The organism is Pseudomonas sp. S3_E10 (assembly GCF_054667615.1).
The window spans coordinates 4,924,491-4,948,863 of the sequence record NZ_CP162743.1 but is presented as its reverse complement, the minus strand read 5'-3'; the positions used below and the strand labels follow the sequence as shown (position 1 = coordinate 4,948,863).

General features: G+C 62.0%; 19 protein-coding genes and 1 pseudogene. 12 read left to right on the top strand and 8 right to left on the bottom strand.

Annotated elements, in window-relative coordinates:
• Window positions 1-74 precede the first annotated feature (74 nt).
• Window positions 75-1,358, bottom strand: coding sequence for a Zn-dependent hydrolase (locus AB4N98_RS22740; protein ID WP_017527080.1), 1,284 nt, complete (start codon window positions 1,356-1,358; stop codon window positions 75-77).
• Between the two features lie 155 nt (window positions 1,359-1,513).
• Complete coding sequence (locus AB4N98_RS22735) at window positions 1,514-3,001, bottom strand: NCS1 family nucleobase:cation symporter-1 (RefSeq protein ID WP_017527079.1); 1,488 nt, start codon at window positions 2,999-3,001, stop codon at window positions 1,514-1,516.
• Window positions 3,002-3,592: 591 nt separating this feature from the next.
• On the opposite strand from AB4N98_RS22735, the gene hydA reads away from it, so the two are divergent.
• From hydA to preA, 3 genes are all read left to right on the top strand, one after another.
• Complete coding sequence (gene hydA, locus AB4N98_RS22730; RefSeq protein ID WP_368949747.1) at window positions 3,593-5,032, top strand: dihydropyrimidinase; 1,440 nt, start codon at window positions 3,593-3,595, stop codon at window positions 5,030-5,032.
• A 160-nt stretch (window positions 5,033-5,192) separates the two neighbouring features.
• Window positions 5,193-6,560: an NAD(P)-dependent oxidoreductase gene (locus AB4N98_RS22725; protein ID WP_065877513.1), complete on the top strand. Its 1,368-nt coding sequence runs from the start codon at window positions 5,193-5,195 to the stop codon at window positions 6,558-6,560.
• Complete coding sequence (preA, locus tag AB4N98_RS22720) at window positions 6,560-7,834, top strand: NAD-dependent dihydropyrimidine dehydrogenase subunit PreA (protein WP_017527076.1); 1,275 nt, start codon at window positions 6,560-6,562, stop codon at window positions 7,832-7,834. Before AB4N98_RS22725 ends, preA begins: the two co-directional genes overlap by 1 nt.
• Before the next feature lie 111 nt (window positions 7,835-7,945).
• Here preA and AB4N98_RS22715 read toward each other — a convergent pair whose 3' ends face one another.
• Complete coding sequence (locus AB4N98_RS22715; protein ID WP_017527075.1) at window positions 7,946-8,566, bottom strand: TetR/AcrR family transcriptional regulator; 621 nt, start codon at window positions 8,564-8,566, stop codon at window positions 7,946-7,948.
• Between the two features lie 116 nt (window positions 8,567-8,682).
• Here AB4N98_RS22715 and copC point away from each other — a divergent pair, with 116 nt between their 5' ends.
• The 9 genes and pseudogenes from copC (at window position 8,683) to AB4N98_RS22670 (ending at window position 17,200) form a co-directional block, all read left to right on the top strand.
• Window positions 8,683-9,048, top strand: coding sequence for a copper homeostasis periplasmic binding protein CopC (copC, locus tag AB4N98_RS22710; RefSeq protein WP_460148932.1), 366 nt, complete (start codon window positions 8,683-8,685; stop codon window positions 9,046-9,048).
• A 3-nt stretch (window positions 9,049-9,051) separates the two neighbouring features.
• Window positions 9,052-9,908, top strand: a pseudogene (gene copD, locus AB4N98_RS22705) (copper homeostasis membrane protein CopD).
• 189 nt (window positions 9,909-10,097) lie between these two features.
• Window positions 10,098-11,360: an OprD family porin gene (locus AB4N98_RS22700; RefSeq protein WP_065877523.1), complete on the top strand. Its 1,263-nt coding sequence runs from the start codon at window positions 10,098-10,100 to the stop codon at window positions 11,358-11,360.
• 231 nt (window positions 11,361-11,591) lie between these two features.
• Complete coding sequence (locus AB4N98_RS22695) at window positions 11,592-12,410, top strand: NAD-dependent epimerase/dehydratase family protein (protein WP_460148931.1); 819 nt, start codon at window positions 11,592-11,594, stop codon at window positions 12,408-12,410.
• Window positions 12,411-12,440: 30 nt separating this feature from the next.
• Window positions 12,441-13,316, top strand: coding sequence for an SMP-30/gluconolactonase/LRE family protein (locus tag AB4N98_RS22690; protein WP_460148930.1), 876 nt, complete (start codon window positions 12,441-12,443; stop codon window positions 13,314-13,316).
• Window positions 13,317-13,366: 50 nt separating this feature from the next.
• A complete protein-coding gene (locus AB4N98_RS22685; protein ID WP_017527069.1) occupies window positions 13,367-14,329 on the top strand; it encodes a TRAP transporter substrate-binding protein in 963 nt (320 codons plus the stop codon).
• A 63-nt stretch (window positions 14,330-14,392) separates the two neighbouring features.
• A complete protein-coding gene (locus tag AB4N98_RS22680) occupies window positions 14,393-14,920 on the top strand; it encodes a TRAP transporter small permease (protein ID WP_017527068.1) in 528 nt (175 codons plus the stop codon).
• A gap of 1 nt (window position 14,921) precedes the next feature.
• A complete protein-coding gene (locus tag AB4N98_RS22675; RefSeq protein ID WP_017527067.1) occupies window positions 14,922-16,202 on the top strand; it encodes a TRAP transporter large permease in 1,281 nt (426 codons plus the stop codon).
• A 98-nt stretch (window positions 16,203-16,300) separates the two neighbouring features.
• Complete coding sequence (locus AB4N98_RS22670) at window positions 16,301-17,200, top strand: aldose 1-epimerase (protein ID WP_068937425.1); 900 nt, start codon at window positions 16,301-16,303, stop codon at window positions 17,198-17,200.
• Between the two features lie 20 nt (window positions 17,201-17,220).
• Here the strand turns inward: AB4N98_RS22670 and AB4N98_RS22665 are convergent, their stop codons facing one another.
• The 5 genes from AB4N98_RS22665 to ercA all read right to left on the bottom strand — a co-directional run bounded on the left by AB4N98_RS22665 (window position 17,221) and on the right by ercA (window position 24,306).
• Window positions 17,221-18,366 (bottom strand): HlyD family secretion protein, encoded by a 1,146-nt coding sequence (locus AB4N98_RS22665; protein ID WP_065877529.1) that lies wholly within the window; start codon window positions 18,364-18,366, stop codon window positions 17,221-17,223.
• The gene (locus AB4N98_RS22660; RefSeq protein WP_017527064.1) at window positions 18,363-20,006 is read right to left on the bottom strand and encodes an MFS transporter; all 1,644 of its coding nucleotides are present in this window, start codon (window positions 20,004-20,006) and stop codon (window positions 18,363-18,365) included. The genes AB4N98_RS22665 and AB4N98_RS22660 overlap by 4 nt, the downstream gene beginning before the upstream one ends.
• Window positions 20,007-20,247: 241 nt before the next feature.
• Window positions 20,248-21,711, bottom strand: coding sequence for a DASS family sodium-coupled anion symporter (locus AB4N98_RS22655; RefSeq protein ID WP_065877531.1), 1,464 nt, complete (start codon window positions 21,709-21,711; stop codon window positions 20,248-20,250).
• A 77-nt stretch (window positions 21,712-21,788) separates the two neighbouring features.
• Window positions 21,789-23,159 (bottom strand): ATP-binding response regulator, encoded by a 1,371-nt coding sequence (locus AB4N98_RS22650; protein ID WP_065877533.1) that lies wholly within the window; start codon window positions 23,157-23,159, stop codon window positions 21,789-21,791.
• On the bottom strand, window positions 23,143-24,306 hold the full coding sequence (gene ercA / locus AB4N98_RS22645) for an alcohol dehydrogenase-like regulatory protein ErcA (protein WP_017527061.1): 1,164 nt from the start codon (window positions 24,304-24,306) through the stop codon (window positions 23,143-23,145). The genes AB4N98_RS22650 and ercA overlap by 17 nt, the downstream gene beginning before the upstream one ends.
• Window positions 24,307-24,373: the final 67 nt, after the last annotated feature.

Genomic DNA, 24,373 nt, shown 5'->3' with positions numbered 1-24,373 from the left:
TCTATGCCAGACACACAATGTATAAACACCACAGGCCCCATGTGGGAGCAAGCCCCCACATTGTTTAGCGCATTTCAGGCCGCAAGCTTACCGCTGGCAATCGCGGCCGAAGCAGCAACCATGGCGCGCAACAGCACCGCGCACCCCGCCGCCAGATCATCCGGCGCGGCATTCTCGATTTCGTTATGGCTGATGCCGCCTTCGCACGGCACGAAGATCATCCCCGCCGGGCCCAGTTCGGCGACGAAGATCGCGTCGTGCCCTGCCCCACTGACGATGTCCATGTTCGACAACCCCAAACCATTGGCGGCATCGCGCACGGCGTCCACGCAACCTTTATCGAAGTACAGCGGCGGGAAGTCGGCGGTGGGCTGCATCTCGAAGCTCAAGCCATGCTTGGCACAGGTGTCGTCGATCACCTTGCGCACCTGGGCAATCATCGCATCCAACCGCGCCGGTTCCAGGTGACGAAAGTCCAGGGTCATGCGCACTTCACCCGGAATGACATTGCGTGAACCCGGATATGCCTGCAGGCAACCGACCGTGCCGCACGCATGGGGCTGGTGCGCCAATGCTGCCGCGTTCACCGCCGCGACCACGGCCGCTGCACCCACCAGGGCGTCCTTGCGCAGGTGCATCGGCGTTGGCCCGGCATGCGCCTCGACGCCGCGCAACTTCAAGTCAAACCATTTTTGCCCGAGGGCACCAAGCACCACGCCGATGGTCTTTTTCTCATCCTCCAGAATCGGCCCCTGCTCGATATGCGCCTCAAAGTAAGCGCCGACCTTGTGCCCGCTGACCGGCCGCGTTCCCGCATAGCCAATGGCATTCAACGCCTCACCCACGCTGACCCCATCCGCATCCACCTTGGCCAGGGTGTCCGCCAGCGTGAACTTCTCGGCGAACACCCCGGAGCCCATCATGCACGGTGGAAAACGCGAGCCCTCTTCGTTGGTCCACACCACCACTTCCAATGGCGCCTCGGTTTGCAGGTTCAGGTCATTGAGGGTACGCAGCACTTCCACCCCCGCCAGCACACCGAAGCAACCGTCGAACTTACCGCCGGTAGGCTGGGTGTCGATATGGCTGCCGGTCATCACTGGCGGCAAATCGGGATTGCGCCCCGGACGGCGGGCGAAAATATTGCCGATGCCATCCACCGTCACGGTGCAGCCGGCCGCTTCGCACCACTGCACAAACAGGTCGCGGGCCTTGCGGTCGAGGTCGGTGAGGGCCAGCCGGCACACGCCGCCCTTGGGCGTGGCGCCGAGCGTGGCCAGGTCCATCAGCGACTGCCACAAGCGGTCGCGATTGATGTGCTGATCGGTCGATTGCAGAACGTCCAGGGCAGCGTTCATGGGGATCTCCTCAGGCTGAGTTTCTTATGATTGGAACAGGTGAAACGCGATTCAGTGTGGGAGGGGGCTTGCTCCCGATAGCAGCCCTTCAGCCAGTGCATGGGCGGCTGACCCACCGCAATCGGGAGCAAGTCCCCTCCCACATTTGGCAGTGTTTACAACGGGGATTTAGCCGCGACCGGAATCACGCCACGCCTGGCATTCAACCCGTAATACAACACCCCGCCCAACGCCGAGCCGGTAAACCAGCCATAGCTGTAGAACCAGCTGAACGCATCGCTGCCCAGCGACAGCAAGGTCAGTACCACCGGCACGCCAAAGGCGATAAAGCCGCTCCAGTTCCATGCCGGGTACACGTCGTCGCGGTAAAGGCCGGCCAGGTCCAATTGCTGTCTGCGGGTAATGAAATAGTCCACCACCATGATCCCGGCGATCGGCCCCAACAGGCTTGAATAGCCCAGCAACCAGTTGGAATAGACGGTCTCCAGGCTCACATCGGAGACGATCAGGCCGAGTTTTTTCAGCAGTTCATGGGCCATCAGCACCAGCCCGACCAGGCCCGTGAGGATCACCGCCGTGGTGCGGTTGATCAGCTTGGGCGCGATGTTCTGGAAGTCGTTGGTGGGCGAGACGATGTTGGCCGCCGTGTTGGTGGACAACGTGGCGACAATGATCAGCGCCATGGCCACGGCCACCCAGACAGGGCTGTGGATATGACCGATCAAGGTGACCGGGTCGGACACGCTCACGCCCACCAGTTTTACCGAGGCGGCGGTCATTACCACGCCAAGCGCGGCGAACAGGAACATGGTCAGCGGCAGGCCGAAAATCTGCCCGAGGATCTGGTCTTTCTGGCTCTTGGCGTAGCGGCTGAAGTCGGGAATGTTCAGCGACAAGGTGGCCCAGAACCCCACCATCGCGGTAAGCCCCGCCATGAAATAACCGGTGAGGCTCGCGCCTTCCGGACGCTTGGGCGGGATCGCCATCAGTTCGCTGAGCGACACATTGGGCATCGCCCACACCAGCAGGCCGATCCCCACCGCCACCAGCAGCGGCGCCGACAGGGTCTCCAGGCGCTTGATCGATTCGGCGCCACGCAGCACCACCCACAGGTTAAGCGTCCAGAACACCATGAAACCGATCACTTCACCGGTGCCGCCGAGGGACTTCCAGCCCTCGAAGATCGACCCCAGGAACAGGTGAATCGCCAGCCCGCCAAACATCGTCTGGATACCAAACCAGCCGCATGCCACCAGCGCCCGTATCAAACACGGCACGTTGGAGCCGAGAATGCCGAACGATGAACGCAACAACACTGGAAATGGAATGCCGTACTTGGTGCCCGGGAAGGCGTTGAGGGTCAACGGGATCAGCACCACGATATTGGCCAGCAAAATCGCCACCAGCGCCTCGCCCACCGACAACCCGAAATACGCCGTGAGCACCCCGCCCAGGGTGTAGGTGGGCACGCAGATCGACATGCCAACCCACAGCGCGGTGATGTGCCATGTGTTCCAGGTTCGTTCGTGCACCTTGGTCGGTGCCATGTCGTGGTTGTAGCGAGGGCTGTCGAGGACGTCGGGGCCGGCGTCGAGTTCGTACAGGCCGTTGCGTTCAATGACTTGCGATCTGTTCTGTTGCATGGCCGCTCCACGGTTTTTTCGAATTATTTTTGCTCACCTGCGTAGTGAATGCAGGTGGCCGGAGTACCTCGTAAACAACATGACATCACGGGCCCGGCCAGCCGTTACCGCACTCAATAACCGTGCCGAAAACCACCACCACGCCCGCACCGCTTATATAACTTGCTGATGTTAATCAGCTTTCCGATTAAACCTTACGCACTTGCCGCGTTACCCAGGCGCAATAACCTGCAAGTTGCCCGAACTGTCGGGGTTCAATCTGGTGCGACACAATTATTTTTATTTCCCGACGCCGTCAAGAGGCATATCTCAAGCACCTGATTTGCAATAGAAAATGTTGCTCAAATCTCGAACCTGTCAAGTGCGTCAAAATGGGGAGAGGCCGCTACATTTTGGTGATATTTGATTTTTTCCTTTAAAAATCAAGTATTTACTATCTCAATAAGCTTATAAAAAATCTGCTTGCCCAATCGAAAAACTCGGGCTAGTTTCTATTCCTGTCACCGATGACAAGAATAAACCAGCCATCGGCAAGCAGCATTACAACACTTAGAACTGGCACAAGCCGGTCAAGCCTGTGAGGAACTCGACATGTCGCTGTTGATCCGTGGCGCCACCGTTATTACCCATGATGAAAGTTACCGCGCCGATGTTTTATGTGTGGGCGGCTTGATTCGCGCCATTGGCACCGGTCTGGATATTCCGGCCGGTACTGAAGTACTCGATGGCAGTGGCCAATACTTGATGCCCGGCGGCATCGACCCCCATACCCATATGCAACTGCCCTTCATGGGCACCGTGGCCAGTGAAGACTTTTTCAGTGGCACGGCGGCGGGTTTGGCGGGCGGCACCACGTCGATCATCGACTTTGTGATTCCCAACCCGCAGCAGTCGCTGATGGAAGCTTTTCACCAGTGGCGCGGCTGGGCCGAAAAGTCCGCATCCGACTACGGTTTTCACGTGGCGATCACCTGGTGGAGCGAGCAAGTGCGCGCGGAAATGGCCGAGTTGGTCAGCCATCACGGCATCAACAGCTTCAAACACTTCATGGCCTACAAGAACGCAATCATGGCGGCGGACGATACCCTGGTCGCCAGCTTCGAGCGCTGCCTGGAACTGGGCGCGGTGCCCACCGTGCATGCGGAAAACGGCGAGCTGGTGTACCACCTGCAACGCAAGCTGATGGCCCAAGGCATCACCGGGCCGGAAGCGCATCCGCTGTCGCGCCCGTCCCAGGTTGAAGGCGAAGCGGCCAGCCGCGCTATCCGCATCGCCGAGACCCTCGGCACGCCGTTGTACCTGGTGCATGTGTCCACCAAGGAGGCGCTCGATGAAATCACCTATGCCCGCGCCAAGGGCCAGCCGGTGTACGGCGAAGTGCTCGCCGGCCACCTGTTGCTGGACGACAGCGTCTACCAGCACCCCGACTGGCAAACCGCCGCCGGCTACGTGATGAGCCCGCCGTTCCGCCCGCGTGGGCACCAGGAGGCGCTTTGGCACGGCCTGCAAGCGGGCAACCTGCACACCACCGCCACCGACCACTGTTGCTTCTGCGCCGAGCAAAAAGCCGCGGGGCGCGACGATTTCAGCAAGATCCCCAACGGTACCGCCGGTATCGAAGACCGCATGGCGCTGCTGTGGCATGAAGGCGTCAACAGTGGGCGCCTGTCCATGCAGGAGTTCGTCGCACTCACGTCCACCAACACCGCGAAGATCTTCAACCTCTACCCACGCAAAGGCGCGATCCGCGTGGGGGCCGATGCCGACCTGGTGCTATGGGACCCCGAAGGCACCCGGACCATCTCCGCCAAGACCCATCACCAGCAAGTCGACTTCAACATCTTCGAAGGCAAGACCGTGCGCGGCGTGCCGAGCCATACCATCAGCCAGGGCAAGCTGGTCTGGGCCGATGGCGACCTGCGCGCCGAGCGCGGGGCCGGGCGTTATGTGGAACGGCCGGCGTACCCGCCGGTGTTCGAGCAGTTGAGCAAGCGGGCCGAGCATTCCAGGCCCACGGCCGTGAAACGCTGAGACCGCTATCGGGAGCAAGTCGCCCCTCCCACACTGATCTCATTCCAATTGGAAAAACGCGGTCAAATGTGGGAGGGGGCTCGCCCCCGATGAGGCCAGCACAGGCAACAAAAATGCCCATTTAGAGGCAATCCAAAAAAAAAACCGTGAGGCCACCACCGTGATCCAGACCCTGACCCACCTCCCCCACCCCCGTGAAGACGGCACAACCCTCGCCGCCCATTTCACCGACCTGGCGCCCCCGCTCAACGCCCGCCAGGCCCAGCTGGAAGCCTCGCGCTGCCTGTATTGCTACGACGCGCCGTGCGTGAATGCATGCCCCAGCGAGATCGATATCCCGTCGTTCATCCGCAACATCCACACCGACAATGTGCAAGGTGCCGCGCAGAAAATCCTCTCGGCCAACATCCTCGGCGGCAGTTGCGCGCGGGTGTGCCCCACGGAGATCCTTTGCCAACAGGCGTGCGTGCGTAACCACGCCGAAGAGTGCGCACCGGTGCTGATCGGCCTGCTGCAACGCTACGCCATCGACAATGCGCACTTTGACGACCACCCCTTCCAACGCGCCGCGCCCACCGGTAAACGCATTGCCGTGGTCGGCGCCGGGCCCGCCGGCCTGGCCTGCGCCCATCGCGCTGCCTTGCATGGCCATGACGTGGTGATTTTCGAAGCGCGGGAAAAGGCCGGCGGCCTGAATGAATACGGGATCGCCAAGTACAAGCTGGTGGACGACTTCGCCCAGAAGGAGCTGGAGTTCCTGCTGCAAATCGGCGGGATCGAGATTCGACACGGCCAGCGCCTGGGCGACAACCTCACCCTGAGCGAACTGCACCAGCAATACGATTCGGTGTTCCTCGGCCTCGGCCTCGCCGCCAGCAAACAACTGGGTCTGCCCCATGAAGACGCCCCCGGCCTGCTCGCCGCCACCGACTACATCCGCGAACTGCGCCAGGCCGATGACCTGACCCAACTGCCGCTGGCCGACCGCTGCATCGTGCTCGGCGCCGGCAATACGGCCATCGACATGGCCGTGCAAATGGCCCGTCTCGGTGCCCGCGACGTCAACCTTGTCTACCGTCGCGGCCTGGCGGACATGGGCGCCACTCACCACGAACAGGACATCGCCAAGGCCAACCAGGTACGCCTGCTGACCTGGGCCCAACCCGAGGAAGTCTTGCTCGACGCTCAAGGCCATGTGCGCGGCATGCGCTTTGCCCGCACGCGCCTGGAAAACGGCCGCCTGAGCGCCACCGCAGACACCTTCGAACTGGCCGCCGATGCGATTTTCAAGGCCATCGGGCAAGGCTTCGACAACGCGGCATTGCACGATCCACTGGCCCAGCAACTGCATCGCGTGGGCGAGCGGATTTTCGTCGACGAGCACCTGCGCACCAGCATTCCAGGCATTTACGCCGGCGGCGATTGCGTGAGCCTCGGCCAGGACCTCACCGTGCAGGCGGTGCAACACGGCAAGCTGGCCGCCGAAGCCATGCACGCCCAACTCATGCTCAATGTGGAGGCTGCGTAATGGCCGATCTCTCGATTGTCTTCGCCGGTATCAAAGCCCCCAACCCGTTCTGGCTGGCCTCCGCGCCACCCACCGACAAGGCTTACAACGTGGTCCGCGCCTTTGAGGCCGGCTGGGGCGGCGTGGTGTGGAAAACCCTGGGTGAAGACCCGGCGGCGGTCAACGTGTCGTCGCGCTATTCGGCACATTACGGCGCCAACCGTGAAGTGCTGGGCATCAACAATATCGAGCTGATCACCGACCGTTCCCTGGAGATCAACCTGCGGGAAATCACCCAGGTGAAAAAGGACTGGCCCGACCGTGCGCTCATCGTGTCGCTGATGGTGCCCTGTGTTGAAGCGTCCTGGAAAAACATCCTGCCGCTGGTGCAAGCCACTGGCTGCGACGGCATCGAACTGAACTTCGGCTGCCCCCACGGCATGCCCGAACGCGGCATGGGCGCGGCGGTGGGCCAGGTGCCGGAATACGTGGAACAGGTGACGCGCTGGTGCAAGACCTATTGCTCACTGCCGGTGATCGTCAAGCTCACGCCGAACATCACCGATATCCGCGTGGCCGCGCGTGCCGCTTACAGAGGCGGTGCGGATGCGGTATCGCTGATCAACACCATCAACTCCATCACCAGCGTCGACCTCGAACACATGGTTGCCCTGCCCACCGTCGGTACGCAAAGCACCCACGGCGGTTATTGCGGCTCGGCAGTCAAGCCGATCGCCTTGAACATGGTCGCCGAAATCGCTCGCGACCCGCAGACCCAAGGCCTGCCGATCTGCGGCATCGGCGGCATCGGCAACTGGCGCGACGCCGCGGAATTCGTCGCCCTGGGTTGCGGCGCGGTGCAGGTGTGCACGGCGGCGATGCTGCATGGGTTCCGCATCGTTGAAGAGATGAAGGATGGGCTGTCGCGGTGGATGGACAGCCAGGGCTACACCAGCCTGCAAGCGTTTTCCGGGAAGGCGGTGGGCAATACCACGGATTGGAAGTACCTGGACATCAACTACCAGGTGATCGCCAAGATCGACCAAGAGGCCTGTATTGGCTGTGGCCGTTGCCATATTGCCTGTGAAGACACCTCGCACCAGGCCATCGCCAGCGTGAAACAGGCAGACGGTACGCACACCTACGAGGTCATCGATGATGAGTGCGTGGGCTGCAACCTGTGCCAGATCACCTGCCCGGTGGCCGACTGCATCGAGATGGTGCCGGTGGACACGGGCAAGCCGTTTTTGAACTGGACCCAGGACCCCCGCAATCCCTACCGGGAGGCTGTGTAGTCCTTTAGGCCGCTATCGGGAGCAAGCCCCCTCCCACATTTCGATGTGTGAACACATTCAAAATGTGGGAGGGGGCTTGCTCCCGATAGGGCCATCAGCCTCACCACAGACTCAAGGCTCCAACCCAATCCCCCGCAATATCACCGCCGTCACCGTCTGGATCGCCTTCTCGAACTGCCTATCCGACAGCGGCTGGTGATCATTCAAAATCTTCACCTGGTGGTCAAAGTCAGCGTAGTGCTGGGTCGAGGCCCAGATCATGTACAGCAGGCTCGACGGCTCCACCGGCAGGATGCGTTTGTCTTCCACCCACTGGCGAATTTTCGCCTCCTTCATCTTGGCCCAGTCGTACAGGCTTTCATCCAATGCCTCACCCAGAGTGGGCGCACCATGGATGATCTCGTTGGCCCAGACTTTGGAGCCATAGGGCCGCGTGCGCGAGCGTTGCATCTTGGCGCGGATGTAGCTGCTGAGCACCACCCGTGGGTCATCGAAAGTTTCGAAACTCAGGGCGTCCTGCTTCCACACATCGAGCAGGTCGAACAGCACCGCGCTGTACAACTCGCTCTTGGTGGTGAAGTAGTAATGCAGGTTGGAGCGCGGCAGTTGCGCTTGCTCGGCGATGTCGGCCATGGCAGTGCTGCCATAGCCTTTCTCGGCGAAGACTTTCTCCGCCGCCAGCAGGATTTTCTCGACGTTGACCCGACGAATTCCGATCTTGTGATTGCCCATAAGGGCTCCCTGACAACTACTTGGCCCAAAGACTACCATCCGCTCTAGATCGGGGCGACAGGGGCAACTGAAACTTCGTACACTGCCCGCTCCTGCCCATTGATTGGTATTGAACAATGTTGATCAAGAAATCCCTCACCGCCATCGCCCTGTTTGCTTCCCTGCTGGGTACCTCGGCGGCCTTTGCCCACGCCCATCTGAAAAGCTCGGAACCTGCCGCCGACAGCAGCGGCGCGGCGCCGAAGGAGCTGCGCCTGACGTTCAGCGAAGGCGTCGAGGCCACCTTCACCAAGGTATCCCTGAGCAAGGACGGCACCGAAGTTGCCATCAAGGGCGTAGAAACACCGGACGCCGACAAAAAAGTCCTGGTGGTCACCCCCGCTGCGCCATTGGCCGCCGGCAACTACAAAGTCGTGTGGAACGCCGTCTCGGTCGACACCCACAAGAGCAACGGTGAATACAGCTTCAAGGTTGGCCAATAACCGATGATGACGCTGCTGGTGCTGTGCCGCTTCCTGCATTTCAGCGTGGTGTTGCTGATGTTCGGGGCCTGCGTGTTCAGGCCCCGGCTTTTGGGCGCTGCACCGCAGCCGAGGCTGGACCGGCAACTGCTGCGCATCACCCGTGGCCTGGCCTGGGTGGCGCTGGTTTCCGGGGTGGCCTGGTTGTTGTTGATCACCGCAAGCATGGCCGGCAGTTGGAGCGCAGCGCTGCAACCGAGCACGGTGCGATTGGTGCTGGGCAAGACTTTTTTGGCCAGGTGTGGGGCTGGCACTTGCTGCTCAACCTGCTACTGCTGATCGCGCTGATCAAACCCTGGCCGGCCTTGCGCCTGGCGTTGCTGGCGCTATTGCTTGTAACCCTGGCGCCCGTCGGCCATGGCGCGATGCTCGACGGCCTTAGCGGGCAGTTGCTGATCCTTAATCAAATGGCGCACCTGGCCTGTGTCGGTGCATGGCTGGGTGGGTTGTTGTTGCTGGTCTTGATCCTCAGGCAACCGCCGGGGTATGCGTTGCAGACGGTCCTGCGGCGCTTCAGCGGTGTGGGCTACGGTTTGGTTGCCGGCTTGCTGGTCACCGGGCTGATCAACGTGCGCGTGCTCACCGGGCAACTGTGGCCCACGCCATTGTTCAGCGGGTTTGCGCTGATTCTGTTGATCAAGGCGATGCTCGTGCTGGGCATGGTAGCGCTGGCGTTGCTCAACCGGTTGCGCCTGGAGCAGTGCGAGCAGCGCCTGGCCGCCCTGAAAACCAGTGTGATGCTGGAATGGGCCCTGGGTGTGGGCGCGGTAGCGGCCGTGTCAGTGCTTGGCACCTTGCCTCCGATGGTCCTGGCTGGCTGAACCCCACCGCTCTCAAGTTTGAATGCAGCCCCCTCCCGCATTGACCGTGTCCGCTTTTTTAGATCACCTCCCGCTTAGTCATCGTATAACTTCTGCTTGACACTCCACGAAAACCCCGCAAATATCCCCTCAAATGTTGTACGACGACGTATAACAAATAATAAAAACAACAAAGAAGGGAGCACCGCTGTGAGTCAATTCGCCCGCAATTCCTCTTCACGCCTGGGCCTTATCGGCCTCGGCAGCCTGGCCTTCACCCTGCCTCTCGGTGCTCACGCCGAAGGTTTTGTCGATGACGCCAAGGCCACGCTCAACCTGCGCAACGCCTACTTCAACCGCAATTTCACCAACCCGGCCAATGCCCAGGGCAAGGCTGAAGAATGGACGCAGAGTTTCATTCTCGACGCCAAGTCCGGCTTCACCCAAGGCACCGTGGGCTTTGGCCTGGATGTGCTGGGCCTGTATTCGCAGAAGCTCGATGGCGGCAAAGGCACCGGGGGTACTCAGTTGCTGCCGATCCACGACGACGGCCGCCCCGCCGATAACTTCGGGCGCCTGGGCGTGGCGTTGAAAACCAAGCTATCGAAGACCGAGTTGAAGGTCGGCGAATGGATGCCGGTATTGCCGATCCTGCGTTCCGACGATGGCCGCTCCCTGCCCCAAACGTTCCGCGGCGGCCAGGTGACCTCCAATGAAATCGCCGGCCTGACCCTCTACGGCGGGCAGTTCCGGGGTAACAGCCCGCGCAACGACGCGAGCATGGAAGACATGTTCATGAACGGCAAAGCCGCGTTCACCTCCGACCGTTTCAACTTCGGCGGCGGCGAATACAGCTTCAACGAAAAACGCACCCAGGTCGGCCTGTGGTACGCCGAACTCACCGATATCTACCAGCAGCGCTACATAAACCTGACCCACAGCCAACCCGTGGGCGACTGGACCCTGGGCGCCAACCTCGGGTTTTTCAGCGGCAAGGAAGACGGCAGCGCCCTGGCCGGCGACCTCGACAACAAAACCACCTTCGCCCTGCTCTCGGCCAAATACGGTGGCAACACCTTCTACGTGGGCCTGCAAAAACTCACCGGCGACAGCGTGTGGATGCGCGTCAACGGCACCAGCGGCGGCACCCTGGCCAACGACAGCTACAACTCCAGTTATGACAACGCCAAGGAAAAATCCTGGCAGGTGCGCCACGACTTCAACTTCGCGGCACTCGGCGTGCCGGGGCTGACCTTGATGAACCGCTATATCAGCGGCAGCAACGTGCACACCGGGACGATCACCGATGGCAAGGAATGGGGCCGTGAATCGGAGCTGGCCTACACCGTGCAGAGCGGCGCGCTGAAGAACCTCAACGTGAAATGGCGCAACGCGTCAATTCGTCGGGACTTCAGCACCAACGAGTTTGACGAGAACCGGATTTTTGTCAGCTATCCGATTTCCCTGCTGTAGAACTTAGTCGTCCTCCTACAGCGAATCCCCTGTGGGAGGGCGGTGCGACGATTCGACTTGCTCCCGATATAGGTCAGTCAGTAACAGATACATTTACTGGCACTCCCTCATCGGGAGCCCCCTCCCACATTTTGACTCTCACTCGTCGGCAAGAGCGTTGACAACCTGGGGCTGCATCACAATACTTCGACACAGTCATACGACAACCTACAACAAAAATTTGGAATCCCCATGACCACGACCACCCAAGCGCCCTTCAACCGCCTGCTCCTCACCGGCGCCGCCGGCGGCCTCGGCAAAGTCCTGCGCGAGCGCCTGCGCCCCTACGCCCACGTCCTGCGCCTGTCCGATATCGCCGCCATGGCCCCGGCTGCCGATGTTTCGGAAGAAGTCCAGCCCTGCGACCTCGCCGACAAACAAGCTGTGCATCACTTGGTCGAAGGCGTCGACGCCATCCTGCATTTCGGCGGTGTCTCGGTAGAGCGCCCATTTGAAGAAATCCTCGGCGCCAATATCAGCGGCACCTTCCACATCTACGAAGCCGCCCGCCGCCATGGCGTCAAACGCGTGATCTTCGCCAGTTCCAACCATGTGATCGGCTTCTACAAGCAAACCGAAACCATCGACGCCCACTCCCCTCGCCGCCCGGACAGCTACTACGGCCTGTCCAAGTCCTATGGCGAAGACATGGCCAGTTTCTACTTCGACCGCTACGGCATCGAGACCGTGAGCATCCGCATCGGCTCCTCGTTCCCGCAGCCGCAGAACCGCCGCATGATGCATACCTGGCTGAGCTTCGATGACCTCACCCAACTGCTCGAACGTGCGCTGTACACGCCAAATGTGTGCCACACCGTGGTCTACGGCGTGTCGGACAACCTCGCTACCTGGTGGGACAACCGCTACGCCGCGCACCTGGGTTTTGTACCCAAGGACAGCTCCGAAGTGTTCCGCGCCCAGGTCGAAGCCCAACCGCCGGTGCCCGCCGATGACCCGGCCGCGGTGTATCAGGGCGGTGCGTTCTGCGCAGCCGGGCCGTTTGGTGACTGAGTTCACATCAACCCAAGGGAATGCGTTGCCATGACTGCTGAATTGATCGTCGATGCCCGCAACGCCGTGGGCGAATGCCCGGTGTGGGTGCCAGAGGAAAACGCGTTGTACTGGGTGGACATCCCCAATGGTCGCCTGCAACGCTGGAGCGCCGACAGCGGCCACCTCGCCGCGTGGAAAGCCCCGCAGATGCTGGCCTGCATCGCCCGCACCGAGGCGGGTAAGTGGGTCGCCGGCATGCAAACCGGTTTTTTCCAACTCACCCCGCACAACGACGGCAGCCTCGACACCGTGGCTTTGGCCAGCGTCGAGCACCCGCGTGAAGACATGCGCCTGAACGACGGCCGCTGCGATCGCCAGGGCCGCTTCTGGGCCGGCAGCATGGTCTTGAACATGGGCAAAAATGCCGCCGAGGGCATCCTCTACCGCTATGCGTCAGGCTCAGCACCCCACGCCCAACTGGATGGCTTCATCACCCTCAACGGCCTGTCCTTCAGCCCCGATGGCCGCACGATGTACGCCTCGGATTCGCACCCGCTGGTGCAACAGATCTGGGCTTTTGACTACGACATCGACACCGGCACGCCGTCCAATCGCCGCGTGTTCGTGGACATGCATAACCACCCTGGCCGCCCCGACGGCGCCGCGGTGGACGCCGACGGCTGCTATTGGATCTGCGCCAACGACGCCGGGTTGATCCACCGTTTCACCCCTGACGGCCGGCTGGATCGCTCCCTCAGCGTGCCGGTGAAAAAACCCACCATGTGTGCCTTTGGCGGCAGTCGCCTGGACACCCTGTTCGTCACCTCGATCCGTGACGACCAAAGTGAAGAGTCATTGTCCGGCGGCGTGTTCGCCCTCAACCCCGGCGTCACCGGATTGCCGGAGCCCACCTTCACCCTCTAGCTGCATCGCTGTGCCTTGAATAAAAAAATAACAACACAGGAGACACACCCATGGACTTCAAACGCACCTTGCTCGCCGCCGCAGTCTTCACCCTCAGCAGCGCCGCCCACGCGCTGGAAATCAAATTTGCCGATATCCACCCCGCCGGCTACCCCACCGTGGTTGCCGAAGAGAACATGGGCAAGGCACTGACGAAGGAAACCAACGGCGAACTGACCTTCAAGTACTTCCCTGGTGGTGTGCTCGGTTCCGAAAAAGAGGTGGTCGAACAGGCCCAGGTCGGCGCCGTGCAAATGACCCGCGTCAGCCTCGGCATTGTCGGGCCGGTGGTGCCCGATGTGAATGTGTTCAACCTGCCGTTCGTATTCCGTGACCAGGCGCACATGCGCAAGATCATCGACGGCGAGATCGGTGACGAAATCCTCGCCAAAATCACCAACTCCGAATTCGGCCTGGTGGCCCTGGCCTGGATGGACGGCGGCACGCGCAACCTCTACACCAAGAAACCGGTGCGCAAAATCGAAGACCTCAAGGGCATGAAGATTCGCGTGCAGGGCAACCCGATCTTCATCGAAGCCTTCAACGCGATGGGCGCCAATGGCATCGCCATGGACACCGGCGAGATCTTCAGCGCCTTGCAGACCGGGGTCATCGACGGCGCGGAGAACAACCCGCCGACCATGCTCGAGCACAACCACTACCAGAACGCCAAGTACTACACCCTCACCGAACACCTGATCCTGCCCGAACCCATCGTGATGTCTAAAATCACCTGGAACAAACTCACCCCCGCCCAGCAAGACATGGTGAAAAAAGCCGCCAAGGCCGCCCAGGCCGATGAGCGCACGCTGTGGGACGCCAAGTCCGCCAGCAGTGAGAAAAAACTCAAGGATGCCGGCGTCGAGTTCATCAGCGTCGACAAAAAACCCTTCTACGACGCCACCGCAGCGGTGCGGGCCAAGTACGGCGCGCCTTACGCCGACCTGATCAAGCGTATCGACGCCGTGCAGTAACGCCCTCCTCTCTGACAAGGCCCGGCGCGGTGGGTACTGACGCGCCCGGTCACGGTGAACGCCATGAAGAATTTACTGCTGCGCATCAACGACCGTATCTATATGACCTGTATCTGGGTCGCCGGCCTTTCGGTTCTCGGCGTCGCCCTGATCATCCCCTGGGGCATCTTCGCCCGCTACGTCCTGGGTACCGGCGCAAGCTGGCCGGAACCCACCGCTATCCTGCTGATGCTGGTGTTCACCTTTATCGGTGCCGCCGCCAGTTATCGCGCCGGCGCGCATATGTCGGTGGCCATGGTCGTTGACCGCCTGCCGCCCGCACAACGCCGCCTCGTCGGCATTTTCTCGCAACTGCTGATGGCGACCATCTGTCTGTTCATGGCCATTTGGGGCACCAAGCTGTGCCTGTCCACCTGGAACCAATTCATGAGTGCCATCCCCACCCTGCGCGTGGGCATCACCTACATGCCGATCCCTATCGGCGGTGTGTTGACGCTGATTTTTGTGGTGGAAAAACTCCTGCTCGGTGACCAGAGCAACCGTCGTGTGGTGCGCTTCGACCTCGTCGAAGAAAGTGAAGGGGCTGCGTGAAATGGATGCTTTAGTTCTGTTGGGCAGCTTTATCGCCTTGATCCTGATCGGCATGCCGGTGGCCTACGCCCTGGGCTTGTCAGCGCTGATTGGCGCATGGTGGATCGACATCCCCTTCCAGGCCCTGATGATTCAGGTGGCCGGCGGCGTGAACAAGTTTTCGCTGATGGCGATCCCGTTCTTTGTGCTGGCCGGGGCGATCATGGCCGAGGGCGGCATGTCGCGGCGCCTGGTGGCGTTTGCCGGGGTGCTGGTGGGCTTCGTGCGCGGTGGCCTGTCCCTGGTGAATATCGTGGCCTCGACCTTTTTTGGCGCCATCTCGGGCTCGTCGGTGGCGGATACCGCCTCGGTCGGCTCGGTGCTGATCCCGGAAATGGAACGGCGTGGCTACCCGCGTGAGTTCGCGACCGCCGTGACCGTCAGCGGCTCGGTGCAGGCGCTGTTGACGCCGCCCAGCCACAACTCGGTGCTCTACTCCCTGGCGGCCGGCGGCACGGTGTCCATCGCCTCGCTGTTCATGGCCGGCGTGGTCCCGGGCCTGTTGATGAGCGCGTGCCTGATGGTGCTGTGCCTGATCTTCGCGAAGAAACGCGACTACCCCAAAGGCGAAGTCATCCCCCTCAAGCAGGCGCTGAAAATTGCCGCCGATGCACTCTGGGGCCTGATGGCCATGGTGATCATTCTGGGCGGTATCCTCTCAGGGATCTTCACCGCCACTGAATCGGCCGCGATTGCCGTGTTGTGGGCGTTCTTCGTGACCATGTTTATCTACCGCGACTATAAGTGGAACGAACTGCCCAAGCTGATGCACCGCACGGTGCGCACCATTTCCATCGTGATGATCCTGATCGCCTTCGCCGCCAGCTTCGGCTACATCATGACCCTGATGCAGATCCCGGCGAAGATCACCACGCTGTTCCTGACCCTGTCGGACAACCGCTACGTGATCCTGATGTGCATCAACGTCATGCTGCTGTTGCTCGGCACGGTGATGGACATGGCGCCGCTGATCCTGATCCTCACGCCGATCCTGTTGCCGGTGGTGCTGGGTATCGGCGTCGACCCGGTGCACTTCGGCATGATCATGCTGGTGAACCTCGGCATCGGCCTGATCACCCCGCCGGTGGGCGCGGTGCTGTTCGTCGGCGCGGCAGTGGGCAAAACCACGATCGAGAAAACCGTGAAGGCGCTGCTGCCGTTTTACGCGGTGCTGTTCCTGATCCTGATAGCGGTGACCTACATCCCGGCCTTGTCGCTGTGGCTGCCGAGTGTGGTGCTGTAAACCCGCTCTCAAGCACAAAGCAGATCAAATGTGGGAGGGGGCTTGCTCCCTCCCACAATTTGCCCCTGCCACCGTCCCCCTTCATCCGGCGAAAGACCATGCCTTCAAACCTCATCGAAATCAGCGATCAACTCACACACCTCACCCTCGCCCCCGCCATCGGCGGCAGCCTCGTCAACTGGACCGCACGCGCCACGGGCCAGCCGCTGTTGCGGCATAACGACCAGCAGGCATTGAACATCGGCCTGCCCGGCAAGCTGGGCTGTTACCCCTTGGCGCCCTGGTCCAACCGCATTGCAAAAGAAGGGTTCGACAATCCCGACGGCTGGCTGGTGCTGACGCCCAACAGCGCCACCGATCCGTTTCCGATTCACGGCTCGGCCTGGCAGCAGGCGTGGCAGGTGGTCAGCCAAACGGCGAATGAAGTGGTGCTTGAGGTGCGGTGCGAGACACCGTTTACCTATCGCGCCGAGCAACGGATTGGGTTGAACAATGGGGAGCTGAGTATCGAATTGCGCGTCACCCACCTGGCGGAAAAAGCCGCGTGGCACGGGCTGGGGTTGCATCCCTACTTCCCGCGCCGGCCGGACACACGATTGCAGGCCTCGGCGGCACAGGTGTGGTTGAGTGATACCACGAAGTTGCCGACAGGCTTGGCGCCAGTGCCGCCCGAATGGGATTTTCAGCTATTGAAGGCGCTGCCCGAAGGTCTCGTGGACAACGGCTTTTGCCAGTGGGACGGGCATTGCCGCATTGAACAGCCCGAGCTGGGTTACGCCCTGGAATGCCAGGCCAGCGGCGCCGATTACTTCCTGCTGTACTGCCCGCCGGGGCTGGGGTTCTTTTGCATCGAGCCGGTGAGTCATCCGGTGAATGCTCATCACCTGCCGGGCAAACCGGGCCTGAAACTGCTGGAGCAAGGCCAATCAACCCACCTCGATTTCACCTTGAAATACATTCCAACTGTGGGAGGTGGCTTGCTCCCTCCCACATTTTGATTTGTGTTGTGTCAGGGATGTCAGGGCGGGCTGTTTTTCAGGCGCCCCGCCGTATCAATGCTCACCACCACCGACAACCCCGGCCGCAGCCGCTCACTCTCAACCTGGTCGGGATCCACCATAATCCGCACCGGCACGCGCTGAGCGATCTTCACAAAGTTGCCGGTGGCATTGTCCGCCTGCAACAGGCTGAACTCGGACCCGGTGGCCGGGGAAATATGCTGCACCGTGCCGTGGAATTTGCGGTGGTTCAGCGCATCCACGGTGAAGGTCACCGGTTGGCCGACCTGCACGTTGTCCATCTGGGTTTCTTTCATGTTCGCGATCACCCACAACTGCTTGGGCACCAGCGCCATCAACTGCGCGCCGGAATTGACGTAGGCCCCCAGGCGCACACCGATCTGCCCCAATTGACCGTCACGCGGCGCGGTAATGCGCGTGTTGGACAGGTCGATCCGCGCCAACTCCACCGCCGCATCGGCACTCGCGACCGCCGCTTCCAGGGAGCCGCGATTGACGATCACCGTTTGCAGGTCCTGCCGGGCAATTTCCAGGCTGGCCTGGGCTTGCGTCACGGCGGCGAGGGTTTGCGCATGGGCGGCACGGGTCACGTCCAGCTCGCGCCGGGACACCGACCCGTCGCTGATCAGCTCTTCGTTGCGGCGCAGGTCGGCGGTGCTTTTGCGCGCCTGGGCCTGGCTGTCCGCCAATGCCGCCTGGCGCAGCTTGATGGTCGCTTCGGCGCTGTTACGTTGCTGCACCACATTGGCCAAGGCGGCCTTCTGCACCGCCAACTGTGCCAGGGCCTGGTCCAGGCGCTGCTTGTAGATACGGTCGTCCAGGCGCACCAGCAAATCGCCGGCCTTGACGTACTGAAAGTCCTGCACCGGCACTTCAAATACATAGCCACTGAGCTGCGGACCAATGATCGTCACCTGCCCGCGCACCAGCGCGTTTTCGGTGGTTTCCACGGCGCTGCTGAACGGCGGCAACTGCCAGGCGTAAAGCACAATCAACACCCCCACCACGGCAATCGCGGCAAAGCCCAGGGACGAGAGTATGCGCACCCGCAACGAACGCGGCTCGGTAACGGTGGCGCCCGGCGGCGTAGTGCCTTCCGGGGTGGAGGCGATGGCATTGGTGGTCGTGGTCGTGGGTTCGGTCATGAAGTCGCGCCGCTGGGTTGAACGGGAGTGGCCGTTTTGGTGGTGCTCATCAACCACAGACTGCGGATAAAGATCCAGGTCATGGTCAGCATCGCGATAATCGCGATCAGCATAAAGACATCGTTGTAAGCCATGACGTTTGCCTCACGGGTAGCCGCCGTGGCCAGGCTGCGAATGCCCATGAGGTTGCGCAGTTCCGGGTCGGCGACAAGACCGCCATAAGCCGAACCGCCGCTCTGCACCCGTGCGGCCACACGCGGGTCAATCAGGCTCAGGTGTTCGACGATCATGCTGGAATGGTACTTCTCGCGCACCACCTGGAAGGTGCCGAGCAACGCTGCGCCAATCAGCCCGCCGAGGTTCTGGCAAATGCCGAACATCACCGAAAAGCTCACCAGATTGCGCGGGTTGGCCAATACGTTTTTGGTGCCCAGCACCATGGTCGGCCCCAGGAAGAACGTGCCGCCAAAGCCCAGCAGGAACTGGCTGACGTACAGATTCTCGGGGCGGGTCAGGTTGCTGGAAAAGCTGTCCATTACCGAGCCGGTTGCCATCAGCGCCAGGGAAATCACCAGCGGCATCAACAAGTGGGCCGGGTTGATGGTTAACGCGCTGACCACCAACCCGCTGATCGCCCCGGCCAGCATCACCACGTACAGGGTGTGCATCTGCTGGTAACTCATGTTCAGCATCTGCATGAAGCCCACCGCACCGGTGGACTGCTCGGACAGCACCATGCGAATCAGGATCACTGCCAGCGCCAGGCGAATCATGGTGCCGCTGCCCAGCCAGCGGGTCATCAACATCGGGTTGGCGCGGTTATGTTCGATGGCCAGGCCGGCCATGATCAACACCAGCGAACAGGCCGAGGCGACGCCGATCCACGGCGCTTCCAGCCACCAGTCGATACGCCCCAGGGACAGCACCGCGCAGAGCAGCGCGACGCCGCTGGCGAGAATGGCGAAGGTGAGAAAGTCGAGTTTTTCAAAGGTCTTGAAACGATCGCCAGGCGGCAGCTTGAGCAGGAACACGCAGCCGAGGCAGATCAGCGCCAGGCCCAGCTCGAACAGGTACAGGCCCCGCCATTCGGCGATTTGCAGCAGGTCTTCGGAGAACAGCCGCGCCAGCGGCAACGCCAGTTGCGCCGTGCCCAGGCCCAGCACCAGCGACTTCAAGCGCCACTTCGCCGGGAACGCCTGGATCATGTAGTACAAACCCAACGAACTCAGCGCCGCCCCCACCATCCCATGCGCCGCACGCACCGCGATGGCTGAACTGAGGTCGTTGACGAACAAATGGCCGAAGGTCACCAGCGCATACAACACCAGGAACACCTCGGTAAACGCGCGCAGGCCGAACTGTTGGCGAAACTTCACCAGCAGCAGGTTCATGCAAACGTTGGTCATCACATAAGCGGCGGGCAGCCAGGCCATTTCCGCCGTGGTCGCGCCGAGGGCGCCTTGCAGGTATTGCAGGTTGGCGATGACCAGGGCGTTACCCAGGCCACCGGTGATGGCGACCAGCACGCCCACCAGTGCGAACAGCCAACGCTTGTGCGTGGGGTGCAACGGTGTCGACGGCGAACCCGGCAGGCTCGGGCGCTCGTGGGGTTCCCAGGTGTGGGGGGTGTATTTGTCCATTCAATGACCTGGATGAGCCGGCGGTTGGGATCGCAGGGGGCGTTATTCAGGGAGTAGTAAACCTGAATGGAGTTCATCTTGTCATGTTGGCGGGGAATTAACGGCTGAAGCGGGCACGGTCAAAAATGTGGGAGGGGGGCTTGCTCCCGACGGCAGTGGGTCAGCAACAGATGCATCCACTGACACTTCCTCATTGGGAGCAAGCCCCACATTCAGATCTCTTGTGCATTCAGAAGAGCAATCAGATCCAACCGAGCCAACTCCAGTAGGTCGCGGCAAACACCAGCATCAGCCCGTACCCGATCAGCGTCACCAGGATGCCCACCTTGGCAAACTGGCGCGCCGTGAACGTGCCGGTGCCCAAGCACACCATGTTCTGCGGCGCATTGATCGGCAGGATAAACCCGTAGCTCATCACAAACCCCAACAGCATGGTCATCCCCAACCGGCTGAAATCCCCCGGCAAGGTCTGCAGTACCGCAATCAATATCGGCAGCAACGCCGAGGTCAACGCCGTGGCGCTGGCAAACCCCAGGTGAATCACGATCAAAAACGCCCCCAGAATCGCAAACACCCCCAACGGCCCCACCTGATCCAGCCCCGTGTGGGCCACGACGGCAGAACCCAGCCACTGCCCGGCCTGGGTGCTCAGCAACGCCGTACCGAGGCTGATCCCCACGCCGAACACAATCACCGTGCCCCACGGAATCCGCGACTGCACATCCTTCCAGGTCATCACGCCGATACCCGGCAGCAACAGGCACACCAACCCGGCGTAGGTGGTCGAGGTGGTGTCGAACGCGTGCAGGCGCCCTTCCGTGGCCCAGGCCAGCAGCAGCAACAGCGACACGCTCAGCAGGCGTTTCTGTGGGCCGGTCATGGGGCCGATATCGACCAGGGACTGCGCCACCGCCTCCTTGCCACCGGGGATGCTGTCGGTTTCGGGAGGCAGCAACTTGAGCACCAGAAACAGCAACACCGCCGACATGATCAGCGCCCACGGCGCACCGGCGATCAGCCAGTCGATCCACGACACGCGCTGGCCGAGCATTTTGTCCATGAAGCCCACGGTCAGCAGGTTCTGCGCGGCGGCGGTCTGGATGCCGACGTTCCAGAGGCTGGTGCCCTGGGCCACCACGATCATGATCCCGGCGGCGATGTTCGAGCGTTTATCGACGCCGAACGCGGCGATCACGCCCATCATGATCGGCACCACACAGGCGCTGCGTGCGGTGGCGCTGGGCACCACCAGGCTGAGCAGAATAGTCACCGCAATCGCCCCCAGCAGAATGCGCCGGGTGCTGGTGCCGACGCGGCTCAAGGTAACCAGGGCGATGCGCCGGTCCAGGCCGGTGTGGGTCATCGCGGCGGCGATAAACAACGCGCCCGCCACCAGCGCCAGCGCCGGGTTGGAAAACCCGGTGAGGGCCATGCTGATCGCCGGGCTGCTGCCGATCAGGTGCGCGGGGTCTTGCAGCGACGGCGCGGTACCGAGCAAAAACGCCATGAGCGAGGTGATCATGATCGCGCTGGCCTCATAGGACACCGCTTCGGTAATCCACACCACCACCGCAAACGCGAGGATCGCCAGCATCCGCTGCCCCGCTACCGGCAAGTCGGCGGGCAGCGGCAACAGCAGCACACCGGTCATCACCAGTACGGCGACCACCAGGCCCAACGGTAATTTGAAAGATGCCGCGCTCACGGGGTGCTCCAGGGCTCTAAATCAAGCCTTGAGCATGAGGCAAAGCGCCGCGCCGCGTGTTGACAGGTGTCAATGGGCTAGCCCAATAACTGACTCAACACCGCCCGCAACTTTCCAGGTTTGACCGGCTTGTTCAACAGCGGCGCATCCAACCGCCGCAGCGCACGGCGGCACTGGTCGGTGCGGTCCGCGGTGATGATCACCGCCGGGATCTTCTGCGCGAAATGCTCGCGCAACTGCCGCACCACCTGGCAGCCCAGTACGCCGTGGTCCAGGTGATAGTCCGCCAGGATCAGCTCCGGCGCCCTGCCCTGCAACGCCAGCAACGCGCCGGCCTGGTCGGTGGCGATGACGACCTCGCAGCCCCACTGGCCGAGCAACGCACGCATGCTCTCCAGGATGCTGGTTTCGTTATCGATCACCAGCAAGCGCCGGCCCGGCAGCGGGTTGCCCGTGGTCGGTTGCACCGGCAACTGGCTGATCGCCGCTGGCATCTGGGCGCTCAGCGGCACTTCGATGCTGAACAGCGAGCCCCGCCCCGGCCACGAACGCACGGCGATGCTATAACCGAGCACCTCGGCGATACGCTCGACAATCGCCAGGCCCAGCCCCACCCCTTTGCGGTCGGCGGCGCGGCCCACGTCCAGTTGGTTGAACTCAAGGAAGATCGCCTCCAGCCGGTCGGCCGCAATGCCGCGCCCGGTGTCCCACACCTCCAGGCGCAGGTAATCACCACGGCGGCGTGCGCCGAGCAGGATGCAGCCTTCATCGGTGTAGCGGCAGGCATTGCTGAGGAAATTACGCAGGATCCGCGTGAGCAGGCGCAGGTCGGTATGCACCGCGTAGTGCCCCATGCGCACCCGCAGGTTGAGGCCGGCGGCCTGGGCCACCGATTGAAACTCCGAGACCAGCGGCGCAAACACTTCATCCAGCCGATACAGGGCCACGTCCGGCTTGACCGCCGCTTGGTCCAGCCGCGAAATGTCGAGCAAGTCGGTGAGCAGATCTTCCGCGCCTTCCAGGGCCTGGTGGGTGCGTTCCACCAGCACCTGCTCGACGCTGGGCAGGTTACGTTCACGCAACGTGGCAATCAGCAGCCGCGCGGCATTGAGCGGTTGCAGCAGGTCATGGCTGGCGGCGGCGAGGTATTTGTCCTTGCTGCGGTTGGCCGCCTGGGCGGCATCGCGGGCGTCGCGCAGGGCTTGCTCGACCTGTTCGCGCTGGGCGATCTGCTGTTGCAGGTTGTGGTTGGCTTCCAGCAGCTCGTCGGTGCGCGCGGCCACGCGCTGCTCCAGCTCGTCGTTCAGGCGGATGTAGCGCCTGCGCTCGTCCTCCAACTCATCCAGGCGCGCCGTCAGCTCCGGGTAGTGGCTCTTGCGCGCCGACTGGTCGCCCAGCCCCAGCAGCCCGGCGAGGGCGCGTTGCTGCTCGTCAGAGCGCTTCGCCATACACGACCTCGACGTCACGCTGGCTCGACTCACGTGGGTTGGTAAGGATGCACGGGTCGTCCATCGCATGCTCGGACAAGAACGGAATATCCGCCACGCGCACCCCATGCAGGCCGAGGGTTTCGTGGAAGCCGATCGCGTGCTTCAACGCGATCAGGTGCTCCACCAGCCGCGCGCAGATCTGCCGATGGTTAAGGCCCCGGCAGTCGATGCCGAAGGTCTCGGCGATCACCTTGAAGCGCTCTGGCGCCGAGTTGTAGTTGAACGCCACCACATGTTCCACCAGCACCGCGTTACACAACCCGTGAGGCAGGTCGAGAAAGCCGCCGAGGCTGTGGGACATGGCGTGTACCGCGCCGAGAATCGCATTGGAAAACGCCAGGCCCGCCTGCATGCTGCCGAGCATGATTTTTTCACGCAGGGCAATGTCACTGGGGTTGGCGATCATCTGCACCAGGTTGCCGTTGATCAGGCGCATCGCTTCCAGCGCATGGGGGTCGGTCAATGGGCCATGGCCGGTGGACACGAACGCTTCGATGGCATGCACCAGCGCATCGATACCGGTACAGGCCGACAGGAACGGGTCCATGCTGGCCGTGGTTTCCGGGTCGATCAGCGACACATCCGGCACCACCGCCTTGCTGACGATGGAGAACTTCATGCGCTCCTGCTGGTTGGAAATGATCACGAACTGCGACACATCCGCCGACGTACCGGCGGTGGTGGGGATGAGAATCAGCGGCGGGCTGGGCACGCGAATGGTGTCCACCCCTTCGAATTCGAGGATGCTGCGCCCGTGAGCGACCACAATGCCGATGGCCTTGGCGCAGTCCATGGGGCTGCCGCCGCCGATGGCCACGATCACGTCGCAATGGTGTTCGCGGTACACCTCGGCGCCCTGCATCACTTCTTCGACGCGGGGGTTGGGCGACACGGCGCTGTACAGGCAGTAGTCGATGCCGATGGCTTGCAGGCTGGCTTCCACGTCCGCCACCCAGCCGGCGGCGATCACGCCGGGGTCGCTGACCACCAGCACCTTGCGCGCGCCGAAGGTCTTGGCGTAATTGCCCACGTTATGCCGGCAGCCGGCGCCAAAGATGATTTCAGGCGAGACGAATTTACGCAGGAGGCTCAAGTTGGGGCTCATTGGAAAGCCTGTTTTTATTATTTTGGAAGATGCGCTCCACACTAACCGATCCGGCCGCGAATGCAAT

Coding starts and splice junctions, on each gene's coding strand:
- AB4N98_RS22740 (WP_017527080.1), bottom strand. CDS start 1,358: ATGAACGCTGCCCTGGACGTTCTGCAATCGACCGATCAGCACATCAAT.
- AB4N98_RS22735 (WP_017527079.1), bottom strand. CDS start 3,001: ATGCAACAGAACAGATCGCAAGTCATTGAACGCAACGGCCTGTACGAA.
- hydA (WP_368949747.1), top strand. CDS start 3,593: ATGTCGCTGTTGATCCGTGGCGCCACCGTTATTACCCATGATGAAAGT.
- preA (WP_017527076.1), top strand. CDS start 6,560: ATGGCCGATCTCTCGATTGTCTTCGCCGGTATCAAAGCCCCCAACCCG.
- AB4N98_RS22715 (WP_017527075.1), bottom strand. CDS start 8,566: ATGGGCAATCACAAGATCGGAATTCGTCGGGTCAACGTCGAGAAAATC.
- copC (WP_460148932.1), top strand. CDS start 8,683: ATGTTGATCAAGAAATCCCTCACCGCCATCGCCCTGTTTGCTTCCCTG.
- AB4N98_RS22695 (WP_460148931.1), top strand. CDS start 11,592: ATGACCACGACCACCCAAGCGCCCTTCAACCGCCTGCTCCTCACCGGC.
- AB4N98_RS22690 (WP_460148930.1), top strand. CDS start 12,441: ATGACTGCTGAATTGATCGTCGATGCCCGCAACGCCGTGGGCGAATGC.
- AB4N98_RS22685 (WP_017527069.1), top strand. CDS start 13,367: ATGGACTTCAAACGCACCTTGCTCGCCGCCGCAGTCTTCACCCTCAGC.
- AB4N98_RS22680 (WP_017527068.1), top strand. CDS start 14,393: ATGAAGAATTTACTGCTGCGCATCAACGACCGTATCTATATGACCTGT.
- AB4N98_RS22675 (WP_017527067.1), top strand. CDS start 14,922: ATGGATGCTTTAGTTCTGTTGGGCAGCTTTATCGCCTTGATCCTGATC.
- AB4N98_RS22670 (WP_068937425.1), top strand. CDS start 16,301: ATGCCTTCAAACCTCATCGAAATCAGCGATCAACTCACACACCTCACC.
- AB4N98_RS22665 (WP_065877529.1), bottom strand. CDS start 18,366: ATGACCGAACCCACGACCACGACCACCAATGCCATCGCCTCCACCCCG.
- AB4N98_RS22660 (WP_017527064.1), bottom strand. CDS start 20,006: ATGGACAAATACACCCCCCACACCTGGGAACCCCACGAGCGCCCGAGC.
- AB4N98_RS22650 (WP_065877533.1), bottom strand. CDS start 23,159: ATGGCGAAGCGCTCTGACGAGCAGCAACGCGCCCTCGCCGGGCTGCTG.
- ercA (WP_017527061.1), bottom strand. CDS start 24,306: ATGAGCCCCAACTTGAGCCTCCTGCGTAAATTCGTCTCGCCTGAAATC.